Genomic DNA, 16,395 nt, shown 5'->3' on the forward strand with positions numbered 1-16,395 from the left:
GGGTGGGGGGCGTGACCGCTGCGCTGGGCTGAAGCCGATGCCGCGTTTCGTCTGCCGAGTTCCGTCGGATGCGGGCTGCGGGACGGTTCGTGGCTGGTCGCGCAGTTCCCCGCGCCCCTGAAAAGCAGGGCTGCGCCCCGTGCTTTTCATCCTGCGGCCCCCGGGTCTTTCAAGGCCCGCAGGGCCTGATCCTTCAGGCCCTGCGGGGCCTGGGCTTTCAGGCCCCGCAGGGCCTGGGCTTTCAGGGGCGCGGGGAACTGCGCGAGAAGCCCCACTCGCCCGCAGCCGGCGACGCGCCCCCGACCCCCGAGCTGAACCCCGTACCCATCTCACCGTAAGGATTGATCGCACATGGCAACCCATCCCGAAGCCGCAGCTCTGCTCGCCCGGTCCCGGCGACTCGGGGCCGATCCGCGGAACACCAACTACGCCGGCGGCAACGCGTCCGCCAAGGGGACCGACACCGATCCCGTCACCGGGGGTGACGTGGAGCTGATGTGGGTGAAGGGGTCCGGGGGCGACCTGGGCACGCTGACCGAGGCCGGGCTCGCCGTGCTGCGGCTGGACCGGATGCGAGCGCTCGTCGACGTCTACCCGGGGGTCGACCGCGAGGACGAGATGGTGGCCGCGTTCGACTACTGCCTGCACGGCAAGGGCGGTGCGGCGCCGTCGATCGACACGGCGATGCATGGGCTCGTGGACGCGGCCCACGTGGACCACCTGCACCCGGACTCCGGGATCGCGCTCGCCTGCGCGGCCGACGGGGAGAAGCTGACCGCCGAGTGTTTCGGGGACAGCGTGGTGTGGGTGCCGTGGCGGCGTCCCGGGTTCCAGCTGGGCCTGGACATCGCCACCGTGAAGCGGGAGAACCCGCAGGCCGTCGGTTGTGTGCTCGGCGGGCACGGGATCACCGCCTGGGGCGACACCGCCGAGGAGTGCGAGGAGAACTCGCTGCACATCATTCGCACAGCCGAGCGTTTCCTGGAGGAGAAGGGGAAGGCCGAGCCGTTCGGGCCCGTCATCGAGGGGTACGCCGCGCTGGACGGCGCCGAGCGCCGGGAGCGGGCCGCGGCCCTCGCCCCGCACATCCGGGCCATCGCCTCGCAGGACAGGCCCCAGGTCGGGCACTTCGACGACTCCGAGGTCGTCCTCGACTTCCTGGCCGCCGCCGAGCACCCCCGCCTCGCCGCGCTGGGGACCTCCTGCCCCGACCACTTCCTGCGGACCAAGGTCCGCCCGCTCGTCCTTGACCTTCCGCCGACCGCCGACCTCGACGCGGCGATCGCCCGGCTGAAGGAACTGCACGCCGCGTACCGCGAGGAGTACGCCGCCTACTACCAGCGGCACGCCGAACCCGGCTCCCCCGCGATGCGCGGCGCCGACCCGGCGATCGTGCTGATCCCGGGTGTGGGCATGTTCAGCTTCGGCAAGGACAAGCAGACGGCCCGGGTGGCAGGCGAGTTCTACCTCAACGCGATCAACGTGATGCGGGGCGCCGAGGCGGTGTCGACGTACGCGCCGATCGAGGAGTCGGAGAAGTTCCGCATCGAGTACTGGGCGCTGGAGGAGGCCAAGCTCCAGCGCATGCCGAAGCCGAAGCCGCTCGCGACCCGGGTGGCGCTGGTGACCGGTGCGGGCAGCGGGATCGGCAAGGCGATCGCCCACCGGCTCGTGGCCGAGGGCGCCTGTGTGGTCGTGGCCGATCTCCACGCCGAGAACGCCGCCGCCGTCGCCGAGGAGCTGGGCGGGGCGGACAAGGCCGTCGCCGTGACCGTCGACGTGACGGACGAGGGACAGATCGGGGAGGCCTTCAAGGCCGCCGCGCTGGCCTTCGGCGGTGTCGATCTCGTCGTCAACAACGCGGGCATCTCCATCTCCAAGCCGCTGCTGGAGACGTCGGCCAAGGACTGGGACCTGCAGCACGACATCATGGCCCGCGGGTCGTTCCTGGTGTCGCGCGAGGCTGCGCGGGTGATGATCGCGCAGGGTCTGGGCGGCGACATCGTCTACATCGCCTCCAAGAACGCCGTCTTCGCCGGCCCCAACAACATCGCCTACTCCGCCACCAAGGCCGACCAGGCGCACCAGGTGCGGCTGCTCGCCGCCGAGCTGGGTGAGCACGGGATCCGCGTCAACGGGGTCAACCCCGACGGTGTGGTGCGTGGTTCGGGGATCTTCGCGGCCGGCTGGGGTGCCCAGCGCGCGGCGACCTACGGCATCGAGGAGGAGAAGCTCGGCGAGTTCTACGCCCAGCGGACCATCCTCAAGCGCGAGGTGCTGCCGGAGCACGTGGCGAACGCGGTGTTCGCGCTGACCGGCGGGGAGCTGACGCACACCACCGGACTGCACGTCCCGGTCGACGCCGGCGTGGCCGCCGCCTTCCTCCGATGAGCACGCACGCCATGAGCGGGACTGCGGCGACCGGGGCCGTGAAGTCGTACGCGGCGGTCGACCTGGGCGCGTCCAGCGGGCGTGTCATGGTCGGCCGCGCGGGGCTCGACTCGCTGGAGCTGGTCGAGGCGCACCGGTTCCCGAACCGGCCGGTGCGGACGCCCGAGGGACTGCGCTGGGACGTGCTGTCGCTGTACGCGGGCGTCCTGGACGGGCTGAGGGCGGCCGGCGCCCTCAGCGACGGACGGATCGACTCCGTCGGCATCGACAGCTGGGCCGTCGACTACGGGCTGCTGGACGCGGACGGTGCCCTGCTGGGCAATCCGGTGCACTATCGGGACGCCCGGACCGAGGGTGTCGCGGAGAAGGTGTGGACGACCGTGCCCGCCGCCGAGCTGTACGCGGCGACCGGGTTGCAGTACGCGCCGTTCAACACGCTGTACCAGTTGGTCGCCGCCCGGTCGACGGCCCAGTTCGCCCATGCCGAGCGGTTGTTGCTCATCCCGGATCTGCTGACGTACTGGCTGACCGGGGAGCCGGGCACCGAGCTGACCAATGCGTCCACCACCCAGCTGATCGACCCCCGGACCCGTGACTGGTCGCGGGACGTCGCGGACCGGCTCGGCATCGACCTCGGGCTGTTCGCACCGCTGCGGCGGCCCGGTGATCCGGCCGGCCTGCTGCGGCCCGAGGTGCTCCAGGCCACGGGGCTCCCCGGTCCGGTCCCGGTGACGACCGTCGGCTCGCACGACACCGCCTCCGCGGTGGCGGCCGTGCCGGCGACCGGGGAGCGGTTCGCGTACATCTGCACCGGCACCTGGTCCCTGGCGGGGCTGGAGCTGGAGGCACCGGTGCTGACCGAGGCGAGCCGGGCGGCCAACTTCACCAATGAGCTGGGGCTCGACGGCACGGTCCGTTATCTCCGGAACATCATGGGGCTGTGGCTGCTCCAGGAGTGCGTACGGGAATGGGGGGACCCGGATCTCGATGAACTGCTGCGGGATGCCGCGACGGTGCCCGCGCTGCGGTCGGTGGTGGACGCGGGGGACGCGGCGTTCCTCGCACCCGGCCGGATGCCCGAGCGGATCGCCGAGGCGTGCCGGGAGTCGGGGCAGCCCGTCCCGGCGACGCCGGCCGAGATCACCCGCTGCATCCTGGACTCGCTGGCCCTCGCCCACCGGCGGGCCGTCGCCGAGGCCCAGGCCCTGGCCGACCACCCCGTCGACGTCGTCCACATCGTGGGCGGCGGCACCCGCAACGCCCTGCTCTGCCGGCTCACCGCCGACGCCTGCGGGCTGCCGGTGGTGGCCGGACCGGCGGAGGCGGCCGCCCTGGGCAACGTTCTCGTCCAGGCCCGCACCCACGGTCTGGTCGGCGACCGGGCCTCGATGCGGCGACTCCTCGCCCGTACCCAGCCGCTGGTGCGGTACGAGCCGCAGGGCGACCCGGCGGCCTGGCGCGCGGCGGAGGACCGGCTCGCCGGCAGGTGAGCGGGTCCTCAGTCGGCGGGAGCTTCCCGAGCGGGGCTCACGCGGCGGGAGCCCCCGGCGGTGACTCCCCGGCGGCGATCGGCGTGCGGATCAGCCGCCTCGCGGCGGCCATGTCGCCGATCGTCACGTGGGGCCTCTCGCCCTTCGCGTTCGCACGTCGTACTCTGCACTCATCCGATGATCGACCTTCAAGGAGCCGCGATGCGTGTCGCCCTGTTCCTGACCTGTGTCAACGACACGCTCTATCCCGACACCGGCCGTGCAGTGGTGAAACTCCTGACCAGGCTGGGTGTGGACGTCGACTTCCCGATGAGTCAGACCTGCTGCGGACAGGCGCACTACAACACCGGGTACCGACGGGAGGCCGAGCCACTGGCCCGGCAGTTCTCCGATGTATTCCGGGAGTACGAGGCGATCGTGACGCCATCCGGCTCGTGCGGGGCGATGGTGCGGGAGCTGTATCCGCGCATGGGTGAGCGGGCCCGGGCCGAGGGACGCGGGGACGGTCTCGCGCGGACGCTGGCGCCGGTCGTGCCGAAGACGTACGAGCTGACCGAGTTCCTGGTGGACGTGCTGGGCGTGACGGACGTCGGCGCGTACTACCCGCACAAGGTGACCTACCACCCGACCTGCCACGGGTTGCGGAGCCTCGGTCTCGGCGAGCGGCCCCGGCGGCTGCTGCAGGCCGTCGAGGGGCTGGAACTGGTGGAGCTGCCCGGCGCGGACGAGTGCTGCGGCTTCGGCGGCACGTTCGCCGTGAAGAACTCCGACGTCTCGGCGGCGATGGGCGCGGACAAGGTGCGCAACGCCGAGTCGACGGGCGCCGAGGTGCTGTGCGCGGCCGACAACTCGTGCCTGATGCACCTCGGCGGCACGATGACCCGGCTGCGGACGGAGCTGCGGCCCGTCCACATCGCGGAGATCCTGGCGAGCACAGAAGAGGAGCCGCTGGTATGAGCGGGACGTATCTCGGGATGCCGGCGTTCCCGAAGGCCGCGCACGAGGCCGTGCGCGACGAGACCCTGCGCGGGAATCTGCGCCACGCCACCCACACCATCCGCGCCAAACGCGCGAACGCGGTCGCGGAGGTGTCCGACTGGGCCGCGCTCCGCGAGGCGGGCAAACAGATCAAGGACCATACGCTCCGTCATCTCGACCGCTATCTCCTGCAGTTGGAGGAGTCGGTCACGGCGGCGGGCGGCACGGTCCACTGGGCCGCCGACGCGGACGAGGCCAACCGGATCGTCACGTATCTCGTCAAGGCGACCGGCGAGAGCGAGGTCGTCAAGGTCAAGTCGATGGCCACGCAGGAGATCGGGCTGAACGAGGCGCTTCAGGCCGAGGGCATCCACGCCTACGAGACCGATCTCGCCGAACTCATCGTGCAGTTGGGCAAGGACCGGCCCTCGCACATCCTGGTCCCGGCGATCCACCGCAACCGGGGCGAGATCCGGGACATCTTCACGCGCGAGATGAGCGAGTGGGGCCGCCCGGCCCCCGAAGGGCTGACCGACACGCCCGCCGAACTGGCGGAGGCGGCGCGGCTGCACCTTCGGGAGAAGTTCCTGCGGGCCAAGGTCGGTGTCTCCGGCGCCAACTTCATGGTCGCGGAGACGGGCACGCTGGTGGTCGTGGAGTCCGAGGGCAACGGCCGGATGTGCCTCACCCTGCCCGAGACCCTGATCTCGGTCGTCGGCATCGAGAAGATCGTGCCGACCTGGCGGGACCTGGAGGTGTTCCTGCAGACCCTGCCCCGCTCCTCCACCGCCGAGCGCATGAACCCGTACACCTCGACCTGGACGGGCACCACCGACGAGGACGGGCCGGGGACCTTCCACCTCGTCCTCGTCGACAACGGCCGCACCGACACGCTCGCCGACGAGGTCGGCCGGCAGGCCCTGCGCTGCATCCGCTGCTCGGCCTGTCTCAACGTCTGCCCGGTGTACGAGCGGGCGGGCGGCCATGCCTACGGCTCGGTGTACCCGGGCCCGATCGGCGCCATCCTCAGCCCTCAGCTGAGGGGCACCGGAAGCGAGATCGACTCCTCGCTGCCCTACGCCTCGTCGCTGTGCGGCGCCTGCTACGAGGTGTGTCCGGTCGCCATCGACATCCCGGAGGTGCTGGTGCATCTGCGGGAACGGGTGGCGCAGGGCGGCCCGGTGACGGAAGGCGGCAACAAGGTCGTGCTCAAGCCCGCGAAGGGGCACGCGGCCGAGCGGGCGGCGATGCGCGCGGCCCGGTGGGCGTTCAGTCACCCCGGCGCGCTGCGCACCGGGCAGCGGCTCGCCTCCCGCACACGCCGCTTCCACCCCCGTACGCTGCCGGGCCCCGGCAGGGCGTGGAGCGGCAGCCGGGACCTTCCCGCGCTGCCCGCCGAGCCGTTCCGGGACTGGTGGCAACGGACGAACGGCGGAAAGGACACGGGCAAGTGAGCAGCAGGGAACTGATCCTGGGCCGGGTGCGACGCGCGCTCGCCGACGTGCGGCAGGACGACACTCCGTACGAGCGGGCCGTGCGGCGGGACTATCTCCGTGAGCACGGCGGGCTGAGCGCCGACGAGACGGTGGAGTTGCTGGCGGAGAACCTGGCGGACTACCGGGCGCTCGTGCACCGCACGGACGCGGCCGGGCTCGCGGAGGTGATCGCCGGGCTGTTGCACGGGCACGGCTCGACGTCGGTGCTGGTGCCGCCGGGGCTGCGCGAGGACTGGCTGTCGGCGACCGAGCTGACGCGGGTGCCGGACCGGGGCGAGAGCACCGCGCACGAGTTGGACCGGGTCGACAGTGTCGTCACGGCCTGTGCCCTCGCGATCGCCGAGACCGGCACGATCGTGCTGGACGGCTCCCCCGACCAGGGCCGCCGCCGGATCACGCTCGTGCCCGACCACCATGTCTGCGTCGTCCGTGTACCGGACCAGGTCGTGTCGTCGGTGCCGCAGGCGCTCGAACTCCTCGACCCGGCCCGCCCGTTGACGTGGATCTCGGGCCCGTCCGCCACCAGCGACATCGAGCTGGACCGGGTGGAGGGCGTGCACGGCCCGCGCACCCTGGAGGTGGTCCTGGTGACCGGGGACGGCGGCCCGGTCTAGGAGGTGTCGGCCAGCGCTTCGGCGGCCACCCTGAGGTCGGACACCAGTCCCGCGTAGGCGGCGTCGCGGTCGTCGGCGCGGAGTACGGCGGAGGGGTGCAGGGTGGCGACCACGTAGGCCCCTCGCGATCCCTCCGCCGGCAGGGGCAGCAGTGTGCCGCGGTCCTTGGTGACCCGGAAGGAGCCGCCGAGCAGGGCCTTGCCGGCCGTGGCGCCGAGGGCCACCACGATCTCGGGCCGGACCAGGCGGAGTTCGGCGAGCAGCCAGGGGCGGCAGGCGGCGACCTCGCGCAGGTCGGGCGCCTTGTGGATCCGGCGTTTGCCGCCGCCCGGGGGCCGGGTGAACTTGAAGTGCTTGACCGCGTTGGTCACATAGGTCGTCTCCCATTCGATCCCGGCCTCGTCGAGGGCCCGCCGCAGCAGCCGCCCGGCGGGGCCGACGAAGGGCTCGCCCTGCCGGTCCTCCTGGTCCCCCGGCTGCTCACCGACGAGCAGGAGCCGGGCGGACCCGTCCCCCTTGCCGAAGACGGTCTGCGTGGCGTCCTCGTACAGGGGACAGCCCCGGCAGTCGGCCGCGGCCCGGCGGTGGGCGGGGAGACCGCCGCGGCTCGGGAGGAACGGCTCGGCGTCGTAGGCCCGCGGGTCCGGGGAGCGGGCCTTCGTGGGGCTCGCGTGCTCGATGGGACTCATCCGGGGCACCTCCTCGGGCGGGACCGGGAAGCCCGAGTACCCGCCTGACGTCGCGATGCACCATGCACCGGCTCCCGTGGGGCACCCGGCGACGAATGGCCGCCTTTCCCGCCCTCACGTCCGCCGCGCTGTACGGCATCGTCGGCTTCGCAGGCGGGCTGTCGTCCCGTCGGGCGTGTGTCCGGCCGTCCCCACGGTCCCCGGACTGCCCCTGCTGCACGAACGGGTGAACTTCCGGCAGACGGCCGGGCTCGTGGGGGCCGTGGTCGCGATCCTGCTGCTCACCTTGGGCTGATTCGATCGCCCCAGCCGCAGGTGGGGGGTGACTCAGGCCCTGCCGGAACGGCTACGGACGGTGGCCGGCACACCACTGAAACTTGGATGGTTCGTTTTCTTGAACTGTTCGTGTTTATGAGGGTAGGTTGGTCGCCATGACCGCATCCCAGCCCCCGAACACCGCCGAGGAGCTGCGCGGTGCCGGCCTGCGGGTGACGGCCGCGCGCGTGGCGCTGCTGGAGACCGTCCGGGACGGCGACCACCTCGGCGTCGAAGCGATCGCCGCCGGCGTGCGCGATCGTGTGGGCCACATCTCGCTCCAGGCCGTGTACGAGGCCCTGACCGCGCTCGCCGGCGCGGGGCTCGTACGCCGCCTCGAACCACCCGGCAGCCCGGCCCTGTACGAGGGGCGCGTCGGGGACAACCACCACCACCTCGTGTGCCGCAGTTGCGGTGTCGTGGTCGACGTCGACTGCGCGGTCGGGCACGCCCCGTGCCTGACCGCCTCCGACGACCGCGGCTTCGCGATCGACGAGGCCGAGGTCATCTACTGGGGCCTGTGCCCCCCATGTTCCGAAGCCAGCAGTTCAGCACCGTGATCCACCAGTTCCGGAAGGACTCCCATGACTGAGAACCACGACGCGATCGTCACGGACGCGAAGCCCGAGGAGACGGGAGGGTGCCCGGTCGCTCACGGGCGCGCCGCGCACCCGACCCAGGGCGGCGGGAACCGGCAGTGGTGGCCGGAGCGGCTCAACCTGAAGATCCTCGCCAAGGACCCGGTCGTCGCGAACCCCCTCGGGGAGTCGTTCGACTACGCGGAGGCGTTCAGCAACCTCGACCTCGCGGCCGTGAAACAGGACATCGCGGAGGTGCTGACCACCTCGCAGGACTGGTGGCCCGCCGACTTCGGCAACTACGGCCCGCTGATGGTCCGTATGGCCTGGCACAGCGCCGGCACCTACCGCATCCACGACGGCCGCGGCGGTGGCGGTCGCGGCCAGCAGCGCTTCGCGCCGCTGAACAGCTGGCCGGACAACGGCAACCTCGACAAGGCCCGCCGTCTGCTGTGGCCGGTGAAGAAGAAGTACGGCCAGGCCATCTCCTGGGCCGACCTCATGATCCTCACCGGTAACGTCGCCCTGGAGCAGATGGGCTTCGAGACCTTCGGCTTCGCCGGCGGCCGTGCCGACGTGTGGGAGGCCGACGAGGACGTCTACTGGGGTCCCGAGACCACCTGGCTGGACGACCAGCGCTACACCGGCGACCGTGAGCTGGAGAGCCCCCTCGGCGCCGTCCAGATGGGTCTGATCTACGTCAACCCGGAAGGCCCGAACGGCAACCCGGACCCGCTCGCCGCGGCCCGCGACATCCGTGAGACCTTCCGCCGCATGGCGATGAACGACGAGGAGACCGTCGCCCTCATCGCCGGTGGCCACACCTTCGGCAAGACCCACGGCGCCGGCCCCGCGGACAACGTGGGCGACGACCCCGAGGCCGCCTCCATGGAGCAGCAGGGCCTCGGCTGGAAGTCCACCTACGGCACGGGCAAGGGCGGCGACGCCATCACCTCCGGCCTTGAGGTCACCTGGACCACCAAGCCGACCCAGTGGAGCAACGACTTCTTCGACATCCTCTTCGGCTACGAGTGGGAGCTCACCCAGAGCCCCGCCGGCGCCAACCAGTGGGTGGCCAAGGACGCGCAGGCGATCATCCCCGACGCCCACAGCGACGCCAAGAAGCTGCCCACGATGCTCACCACCGACCTCTCGCTGCGCTTCGACCCGATCTACGGCGAGATCTCCAAGCGCTTCCACGAGAACCCCGACCAGTTCGCGGACGCCTTCGCCCGCGCCTGGTTCAAGCTGACCCACCGTGACATGGGCCCGAAGTCGCTGTACCTCGGCCCGGAGGTCCCGGCTGAGACCCTGATCTGGCAGGACCCGCTGCCGGCGGCCGAGGGCGAGGTCATCGACGCCGCCGACATCGCGGCGCTCAAGAGCAAGCTGCTCGCCTCGGGTCTGTCGGTCTCGCAGCTCGTGTCCACCGCGTGGGCGTCGGCCTCCACCTTCCGCTCCAGCGACAAGCGCGGCGGCGCCAACGGTGCCCGCATCCGTCTGGAGCCCCAGCGCGGCTGGGAGGTCAACAACCCGGACGACCTGCGTCACGTCCTGAGCGTCCTCGAGGGCGTCCAGGCGGAGTTCAACTCCGGCGCCAAGAAGGTCTCCCTGGCCGACCTGATCGTCCTCGGCGGTGCCGCCGCGGTCGAGAAGGCCGCCGAGGACGCCGGCTACCCGGTCGAGGTGCCCTTCACCCCGGGCCGCGTGGACGCGACCGAGGAGCACACGGACGCCGAGTCGTTCGCCGCGCTGGAGCCGACGGCCGACGGTTTCCGCAACTACCAGGGCAAGGGCAACCGCCTGCCCGCCGAGTACCTGCTGATCGACCGGGCGAACCTGCTCTCGCTGAGCGCCCCCGAGCTGACGGTCCTCGTCGGTGGTCTGCGCGTCCTGGGCGCCAACCACGCCCAGTCCACGCACGGCGTCTTCACCGACACCCCGGGTGTGCTCACCAACGACTTCTTCGTCAACCTGCTCGACCTGGGCACGACCTGGAAGTCCACCTCCGCCGACCAGACCCTCTTCGAGGGCCGTGACGCGGACACCGGTGAGGTCAAGTGGACCGGCACCCGCGCCGACCTGGTCTTCGGCTCCAACTCCGAGCTCCGTGCCCTCGCCGAGGTGTACGCGAGCGACGACGCCAAGGAGAAGTTCGTGAAGGACTTCGTCGCGGCCTGGGCCAAGGTCGCCGACCTGGACCGGTTCGACCTGGTCTGATCACCCCGAGCCGATCGGACCGGTCCTCCGATCGACCTGGTCCGATCGGCCCGAGCACAGCGGCCGGGCCGGCTCCTCACGGGGCCGGCCCGGTCGTTTCGCGTGCACGTCGGCCGCCGTGGGCAGCCGCTGTTCAAGACGGCCGCGGCGGCCCTCATCCCGGCCGGTCCGGCGGACGGCCCGACCGCGTGGGGGCGATGACGAGTTCCTCGACGACCGTGCGCGCGGGGAGCGTGGCGCACAGCAGGACGGCGCGGGCCACGTCCTCCGGCCGCACCATGGCGGCCCGTCGCTCGGCGCTCGGTGGTTCCGGACGGCTGTCCAGGACCGGGGTGTCGACCTCGCCCGGCAGGACGCAGGTGGCCCGGACCAGGTCGTCGCGGTAGGTGTTGCGCAGATAGGCCATGAAGTTGCGCACGCCCGCCTTCGCCGCGCCGTACGGGGCTCCGCCGAGGGGCGTGGGCCGTACGGCGGCGAGCGAGGAGATCGTGATGATCGAACCGCCCCCGCGCTCCAGCATGTCCGGAAGGACGGCGCGGGTGAGCAGATAGACCGCGGTGAGGTTGACGTCGACCACGGCGTGCCACTCGTCCTCGCCGAGCCGGCGGACGTCACCGACCCGGCCGGCCGCGCCGGCGTTGTTGACGAGGACGTCCACGGGGCCCGCAGTGTCCCGGGTCCAGCGGATCAGCTCCCGCACCTCGTCGGCGTCCTCGACGTGGGCCGGGCGGGCGAACGCGGTGCCCCCGGTTTCCGCGACGGCGGCGGCCACCTCGGCGAGGACATGCGGCCGTCGTCCGACGAGGACCACGGTCGCGCCCTCCTCGGCGAGCATCATCGCGGTCGCCCGGCCGATGCCGGTGCCGGCCCCGGTGACCAGTGCGGTCCTCCCGTCGAGCGGTCCTGTGCGCCTCCGGTCCGGCTCTCCCATGTCCGTCAGCCCTCTCCACCGTGAACTCACCTCCACCACAAGGAAGTTCACCGTGGACAGGGAGCGCCGGTCAACGGGTCGGCAGCCGGACGCCCAGCTCGTCCGCCACCGACCGCAGCAGCGGCACCAGAGCGTTCCGTCGCCGCCTTCGAGACCGCGCGGGACCGTACGGTCTCCTCCAAGGTGCTGCTGGATCTGTCCGAGCGGACGTGAGCGGGCGTGAGCGGGCGTCAGACCTCGGTGAAGGTCCACAGCAGGTTGGCGCTGGTGCCCCAGGTCCACTGTTTGGCGAGCGAGCCGGAGGGGACGTTCCCGCCGCCGTCGAGGACGAGTTTCGTGGTGCGGTTGGCGAGGGAGTGACGGCCGTCGCCCCGGTGGATGATCAGCCACTGCTGGTCGGTGCCGCCGTGCCAGACCGCCTGCTTCACGGGAGCGCCCTCGCCGGTGGCGCCGCGGCCGTCGGCGACCAGGCCGTTGGCCCGGTTCACCAGCTTGTAGTAGCCGTCGCCGACGTGCACGGCGTGCCACTGCAGGCCGGTGGAACCGTCCCACGTCCCCTGCTTCAGGTCGGCGCCGGCGGGGACGTCTCCCCCGCCGTCCAGGGCGAGTCCGTTGGTGACGTTGGTGATCCGGAACCAGGCGGACGGGGCGAGCATCACCCTCAGCGAGGTGATCCGTTTCCGGACCCGTGCGGTGTCCTCGGTGAACGTCCACGACCTGCCGGTGAAGTCGTCGCCCGAGTAGCCGACCAGCTCGTGGCCCGGGGCGAGCTTCAGGGAGGAGAGGGTGCCCGGCGCCAGGCCGGCGAGGCCCAGCTGTTCGGCCGTGTGCTCGCCGAGGGCCAGGACGGCGCTGTCACCGCGGTAGCGGCTGTCCTCGAAGACCAGGGCGCCGGTGGCGGGCCGCAGGACCGGGATCCGGCCGGAGAAGCGGAACTTGAGGACGTAGGCGGGGGCCTCGAAGGGGGCCGTCGGGGGAAGGGTCACCTTCAGCCCGGTCGGTCCCTGGACCGGCGTGTCGAGGTCGATGTACGTACCGGCCGTCGCGTCGAGGAGGCGGACCGAGGCCAGCGAGTCCAGGTCGATCCGGTCCGAGCCGAGCGTCCTGAGCGTCAGCGAACCGCCGGGCCAGCCGAGGACCGTCGCGTACAGGACGGTGCCCGCCTTGTCCCGGGTGAAGCGGATGTCCTGCGGGGTGCCGGCGGTGGGCCGGGTGAAGGAGCCGCCGCCCATCTTGGTGGGCCCCTCGCCGTACGCGGTCCAGGCGCGGGTGCCGTAGATCGACTCGCCGAAGCGCTTCAGGTAGTCGCCGATGCCGAGCAGGAGGTCGCGCTGGCCCTGCGGAATGGTGCCGTCGGCCTGCGGAGCGATGTTGAGCAGCACGGTGCCGTTCTTGCTGACGCGGTCGACGAACGAGTGCAGCATCTGCGCGAGCGAGTAGTAGCCGATGCCCTCGGTGTAGCACCAGCTGGAGTCGGAGATGCTGTCGTCGGTCAGCCAGTAGGGCGCGGTGAGGTCGGCGGGGCCGCCGCGTTCGTAGTCGAAGACCGAACCGTGGCTGTTGAAGCCGTCCTTGTAGGTGGCGACGACCTCCTTGCCCCATTCGTCGGCCTGGTTGAAGTAGTACGCGAGGAAGTTCAGCCGCTGGGTCTCGTCGATGTGGTCGAGCCGCCAGTCCTGCCACAGGATGTCGGGCCGGGACCGGTCGACGACCTCCTTGAGCTTGTCGTACCAGAGCTGGTTCTCCGTCTCCGGACTCAACTGCCCGTACAGCTTCTTGAGGCTCGAGTCGGACTGCGGGGGCGCGAACTCGAAGAAGCCGGTGTGGTTGTACGCGTGGTGCATGGCGACCAGGAGCTTCAGCTTCCTGGCGCGGATGGCGTCGGTGAAGAGCTTCAGCAGGTCCAGGCGCGGCCCCTTGGCCACGGAGTTCCACTCGTTGACCCGGCTGTCCCACATGGAGTAACCGTCGTGGTGCTCGGCCACCGGCCCGGCGAACCGCGCGCCCGCGTCGACGAAGAGCCGGGCCCATTCGTCGGGGTCGAAGTTCCCGCCCGCCGACTTGAGCTTCGGCGCGAACTCCACATGGCGGCCGGCGAGATCGTCGCCCCCGTCGATGAACCGGTGGTACGGCCAGTCGGCCGGGTCCCCGTACGTGGCGACGTGGTGCCGATGGGCCCGCTCGTCAGGGTTGTACATGTTGCGCGGATACCACTCGCTGTCGTACGCCGGGACGCTGAACGCCCCCCAGTGGAAGTAGATGCCGAACTTGGCGTCCCGGAACCACTCGGGGGCGGCGGGGTGCCGGTTCACGGACTCCCAGGTCGGGGTGTAGGCCCTCGGGGCGGTGGGTGAACCCCCGGCCGCGAACGCGTCGTCGGCCCCGGTGGCCGCGACGACGGCCGTGGCACCGGCCATCAACGTGCGCCTGCTGATCGATTGCGACATAACCACGAACCTCAGGCATGCGGACCATCACTGTCAACGGTCACACAGTGATGAATAGCCCTGCAAGACCATGACATTTTTCTGTTTTGCGCCACTGAATACCGGTTGATCCGAGGTGAGACATCACATGTCTGCGACGGTGACGGCGTCGGCTGTTCTCCCCCGGGGACGAAGGTCGGCGCTCCGGCGGTCAGCGGTAGAGGGCGGGGCGCATGACGAGTTCCACCTCCGTGCGGACGCCCTCGCTCTGGGCGCGGACGCCCGCCTCGGAGACCGCGGCGACGGCGTACCCGTCCCAGGTGCCGGGTCCGGTGACCTCACCGCGCCGGGCGGCGTCCACCCAGGCCTGGACCTGTCGGTCGTAGGCGTCCTCGAACCGTTCGAGGTAGCTCGGCGTGATCGTGCCGCCCCAGCGGCCCGCCGCGTTGACGAGCATGTCGCGTCCGTCGCCGATGCGGGCCGTGCCGTCCTCGCAGACGGCCTCGGCCTGCACCTGGTACCCGTAGCGGGCGCTGAGGAAGATCTCGACGTCCACCACCGCGCCGCCGTCGGTCTCGAAGACGACGAACTGCGGGTCGCTCAGGCCCTCGGGGGCGTGCGCGGACGGCCGGGGCCGCAGCACGGTGACGGCGGTGATCTCCTGCCCGAGCAGCCAGCGGGTGACGTCCATCTCGTGGGCCACGGAGTCGTTGAGGGCCATGGCGTCGGTGAAACCGGGCGGGGGCTCGGCGTTGCGGTGCCGGTGGTGCAGCAGCAGCGGCCGGCCCAGGTCGCCGCTGTCCAGCAGGGCCTTGAGCTTGACGTACTCGCGGTCGTAGCGGCGCATGAAGCCCACCTGGACCCGGCGGTGGCCCAGGCGCTGCTCCGCCTCCAGCAGCCGGAGCGCGGCGGCGGGGTCCGGAGTGAGGGGCTTCTCGCACAGCACGGGCAGGTCACGGGCGAGGGCCACGAGCACGTCCGCCTCGTGGGCGGGGCCCGGTGAGGCGACGAGGACGGCGTCGACGCCCGGTGCGGCCAGCGCCTCGACGGTGTCGCCGTAGGCCGCGCACCCCTCGACGCCTGCGGCGACCGCCCGGGCCCGGTCGGTGTCGAGGTCGACGACGGCCGCCACATGGGCGCCGCTGATCACCTCGGAGATCCTGCGCACATGGTCGGCGCCCATCCGGCCGGTGCCGACGACGGCGACACCGAGGGAGTCCTGCACGGACATGGCGTTCCTTCCTTTCGTGGACCGCTACGGCCCCCGGGGCAGGGGCACACCGGGTCTCGGTCTCCCCTCGGGAGCCCTGCTTCACGCCTGTGCGGAATATCGTTTCCCCTCGCGACGATCACCGGTTAGGCTCCCCCGGCGCACGTCAGGCGTGTGCACATCAAGGTGGGGGCACGGGGGCATGGCCGACGATTTCGCCGATTCCGGAGCGGTTTCGAGAGCGAGTTCGAGAGCGGAAACGGAAACGGATTCTGCAGCGGATCCGGGGACGGGCGTGGGAGCCGATCCGGAAACGGGACACGGGGCGGATCCGGAACCGGGCCCCGGGGCCGGTGCGCGACGCGGCTCGGCGAAGGAGATGGGTACGGGCGGCCAGGTGGTCTCGGCGGTGGCGACCGTCGGTGTACTGCTGGGCGGGTTGTGGTTGCTGGGTGACCTCCTCGACACGACCCCCGAGACCGTGGGGCCGGCCGTCTGCTCGTCGTCGTCGGACGACCCCTCGCCGACAGGACGGGGCAGGGTCTCCGGTGCACAGCTGTGCGCCGCGCTGAACCGCGCCGACCTGCCGGAGCTCCTCGGGACGCCCACCGAGCAGGCCGTCATCGCCTCGGGCAGCGAGAACGAGTCCACCTGGTTCGACGGCACCAGGACCGTCACCCCCGAGGCGACCGTCGAACTCGACACGTACACCGTGGAGATCTCGGCGTCGTACGAGGACCTCCCGGTCGCCGAGGCGGTCGGCTACCTGGGATCCGGCGTCGAGACCAGGAAGGTCCTCGGGCACTCGGCGGCCCTGTACTCGGGCCGGACCATCGGCATCTCGTTCCGCCTCGACGGCAGCGACTCGCAGTCCGCCCCCGGCGGCGTCTCCCGTCAACTGCTGGTCGCGACCGACGCGAAGGACAGCGGCAGCACCTTCGAACTCGTCATCTACCGTCAGGACTCCCAGATTCCGGACGACGCGGCGCTGTTCCGTGTCGCCGAGAAGGTCCTGCCGACGCTCCCGGGCTGGAAGCCCGCGACCTGACGGGCCCCG

Annotated in this window: 12 protein-coding genes; 8 read left to right on the top strand and 4 right to left on the bottom strand. The window is 71.5% G+C overall.

The genetic code is table 11. The annotated features are described in order from the left end of the window. Positions 1-351 precede the first annotated feature (351 nt). The 5 genes from GWK25_RS26840 (at position 352) to GWK25_RS26860 (ending at position 6,969) form a co-directional block, all read left to right on the top strand. Positions 352-2,391 (top strand): bifunctional aldolase/short-chain dehydrogenase, encoded by a 2,040-nt coding sequence (locus tag GWK25_RS26840; protein ID WP_215453795.1) that lies wholly within the window; start codon positions 352-354, stop codon positions 2,389-2,391. 11 nt (positions 2,392-2,402) lie between these two features. Next, positions 2,403-3,881: a rhamnulokinase family protein gene (locus GWK25_RS26845; protein ID WP_251829053.1), complete on the top strand. Its 1,479-nt coding sequence runs from the start codon at positions 2,403-2,405 to the stop codon at positions 3,879-3,881. 201 nt (positions 3,882-4,082) lie between these two features. Then, the gene (locus GWK25_RS26850; protein ID WP_215453797.1) at positions 4,083-4,838 is read left to right on the top strand and encodes a (Fe-S)-binding protein; all 756 of its coding nucleotides are present in this window, start codon (positions 4,083-4,085) and stop codon (positions 4,836-4,838) included. Then, on the top strand, positions 4,835-6,313 hold the full coding sequence (locus GWK25_RS26855; protein ID WP_215453798.1) for a LutB/LldF family L-lactate oxidation iron-sulfur protein: 1,479 nt from the start codon (positions 4,835-4,837) through the stop codon (positions 6,311-6,313). Before GWK25_RS26850 ends, GWK25_RS26855 begins: the two co-directional genes overlap by 4 nt. After that, on the top strand, positions 6,310-6,969 hold the full coding sequence (locus GWK25_RS26860) for a lactate utilization protein C (RefSeq protein ID WP_215453800.1): 660 nt from the start codon (positions 6,310-6,312) through the stop codon (positions 6,967-6,969). The genes GWK25_RS26855 and GWK25_RS26860 overlap by 4 nt, the downstream gene beginning before the upstream one ends. On the opposite strand, the gene GWK25_RS26865 is transcribed toward GWK25_RS26860, so the two are convergent. After that, positions 6,966-7,658 (bottom strand): UdgX family uracil-DNA binding protein, encoded by a 693-nt coding sequence (locus GWK25_RS26865; RefSeq protein WP_215453801.1) that lies wholly within the window; start codon positions 7,656-7,658, stop codon positions 6,966-6,968. The two genes, GWK25_RS26860 and GWK25_RS26865, sit on opposite strands and share 4 nt — an antisense overlap. A 431-nt stretch (positions 7,659-8,089) precedes the next feature. Here GWK25_RS26865 and GWK25_RS26870 point away from each other — a divergent pair, with 431 nt between their 5' ends. Then, positions 8,090-8,533, top strand: coding sequence for a Fur family transcriptional regulator (locus GWK25_RS26870; protein ID WP_215453802.1), 444 nt, complete (start codon positions 8,090-8,092; stop codon positions 8,531-8,533). A 24-nt stretch (positions 8,534-8,557) separates the two neighbouring features. Continuing rightward, on the top strand, positions 8,558-10,771 hold the full coding sequence (gene katG, locus GWK25_RS26875) for a catalase/peroxidase HPI (protein WP_215453803.1): 2,214 nt from the start codon (positions 8,558-8,560) through the stop codon (positions 10,769-10,771). 154 nt (positions 10,772-10,925) lie between these two features. On the opposite strand, the gene GWK25_RS26880 is transcribed toward katG, so the two are convergent. The 3 genes from GWK25_RS26880 to GWK25_RS26890 form a co-directional block, all read right to left on the bottom strand. After that, complete coding sequence (locus GWK25_RS26880; protein ID WP_215453804.1) at positions 10,926-11,702, bottom strand: SDR family oxidoreductase; 777 nt, start codon at positions 11,700-11,702, stop codon at positions 10,926-10,928. 230 nt (positions 11,703-11,932) lie between these two features. Next, positions 11,933-14,149: an alpha-L-fucosidase gene (locus GWK25_RS26885; protein WP_215453805.1), complete on the bottom strand. Its 2,217-nt coding sequence runs from the start codon at positions 14,147-14,149 to the stop codon at positions 11,933-11,935. A gap of 190 nt (positions 14,150-14,339) precedes the next feature. Next, a complete protein-coding gene (locus GWK25_RS26890) occupies positions 14,340-15,359 on the bottom strand; it encodes a Gfo/Idh/MocA family protein (protein ID WP_215453807.1) in 1,020 nt (339 codons plus the stop codon). Positions 15,360-15,717: 358 nt separating this feature from the next. Here GWK25_RS26890 and GWK25_RS26895 point away from each other — a divergent pair, with 358 nt between their 5' ends. Next, positions 15,718-16,386 carry a DUF6215 domain-containing protein gene (locus tag GWK25_RS26895; protein WP_215453809.1) on the top strand — a complete coding sequence of 223 codons (669 nt, stop codon included), beginning with the start codon at positions 15,718-15,720 and terminating at the stop codon, positions 16,384-16,386. Positions 16,387-16,395: the final 9 nt, after the last annotated feature.

This window comes from Streptomyces sp. ATCC 21386 (assembly GCF_018728545.1).
Classification (GTDB): domain Bacteria; phylum Actinomycetota; class Actinomycetes; order Streptomycetales; family Streptomycetaceae; genus Streptomyces.